2 protein-coding genes are annotated in these 1,558 nt (G+C 45.2%); both read right to left on the reverse strand.

What is annotated here, in order from left to right; all coding sequences use genetic code 11:
- Positions 1–914 (reverse strand): site-specific DNA-methyltransferase (locus tag Q7U95_RS02725; RefSeq protein ID WP_308751742.1); only part of this gene is annotated, 914 nt, incomplete at its 3' end.
- Between the two features lie 2 nt (positions 915–916).
- Positions 917–1,558, reverse strand: a 642-nt coding sequence (locus Q7U95_RS02730) for a HEAT repeat domain-containing protein (protein ID WP_308751743.1), incomplete at its 5' end; no start/stop codon positions are given.

A 1,558-nucleotide genomic window follows, 5' to 3' on the forward strand; every position in this document is an offset into this window, starting at 1 on the left:
GTCAATATTTCCCGTATTTCATCAAGTTCATAACCGTCAAGGAATCTAAACACAGACGAAGTGAGGTACTCCTTATCAAGTTCAAACGTCAGCCATTTTCTGTTTAGGGATTCGGCGGCATAACCTGTAGTATTCGAGCCCCCGAATATGTCAAGCACAACATCCGTTTCATCAGTTAGCATTTTTATAAAAAACGAGGGAAGCTCCACGGGAAACCGCGCAGGGTGGCGAGTCATTTCCAGCTCTTTACACAGTCGCAGATAGTTTGAATTGCTATCCGTGTTTGGAATGGACAACAGGTTGGAAGGAATCGCTCCCCCATTGTCTATGCCAAATCCCGCGCTTATACTGTGACCGGAAGGACGTTTCTGGGGCTTATAAAAACTCTCAGGATCCTCAATAAGCTTTTTCATCCGGGCAGAATATGGCGATAATACTTTCCGTACGTCAGCCTTTGGGAACTCAGTTTTGCTGAACCACCATACGGTATTAACAGAATCCTTGGCTCTTATTTTCCGCTTATTGACCCATTCAATAGGCGATGGCAGCTTCGCGGGGTTAAACCAATAAAAATCTTCAGCCAAATGAAAGCCTATTTCATCACAAAAAGCTAACAAAACACGAAAGTTATATAATGACCGTGAAGGAATGCCTGCACGATATGCCCCTCCCAAGTCGAGAACTAAACTACCGGTTTGCTTTAGAACTCTGAAAATCTCTTTTCCAAACGGCATTATCCAATCGACATACTTTGTCTCTTCGACATTCCCATAGTTTTTTTGCCGCAGAAGTGAAAAAGGCGGCGATGTCATAACGAGATCAACACTGTTCGTCGCCAATTCAGTTAGAAGTTCAAGCGAATCGCCTACATAGGCTTCACCTTTTGAGGTTTTATAAAGAGGACTGGTTTTCATAATCAATATTCCTTCAAATCATATACCCAGCTTGCGAGAACTTGCCACAGAACACTCGCAGCAAAGTAGACTTCTGAGTCTGCATGGCAAATCGCTTCGACTTCAGCTTGAGCAAAATTTTCTTTACCATAGCCGATGATGTAGCTTATCCATCTCCGCAAGTTATCATCAGCACCGGCAATTATCTCGGACGGATCAAATTTACCCGATCGGGCAAGTACCCATGATATTCCATCTCGTTTAGTTGGTTCGATATTTTTTAGAAGCTCTACCAAATGCAACCTCTGCGGTTCGGCAATACCCAGCAGTGCTCGTGCGGCCTCAATTTTAATCTCTACGCTGCTTGAGTTAAAGGTATTAACAAGAGCCGTCGCAGAAGCTGGTGAAGCGAACCGGCCTAAAGCCCACGCCGCGCCTGCACGCAGTTCGCCGTCGCGGCGGCTGTCTTGAAGTACCTCAATCAATAAGTTTTGGCTTCGTTCCTGTAGTATTTCTGACGCAACAATGATTGTTTCAAGCTGTGTTTCAAGCGGTACAGCCATAACCGGGCTGCGAAGCTTGCTCTCTATGAACTGCCACGCATTTGGATCATTATATGCCGCAAGTGCTGCCGCCGCTTCAAGCTGAACATATATGTCTTCGTC

Source organism: Candidatus Oleimmundimicrobium sp. (genome assembly GCF_030651595.1).
Taxonomy (GTDB): domain Bacteria; phylum Actinomycetota; class Aquicultoria; order UBA3085; family Oleimmundimicrobiaceae; genus JAUSCH01.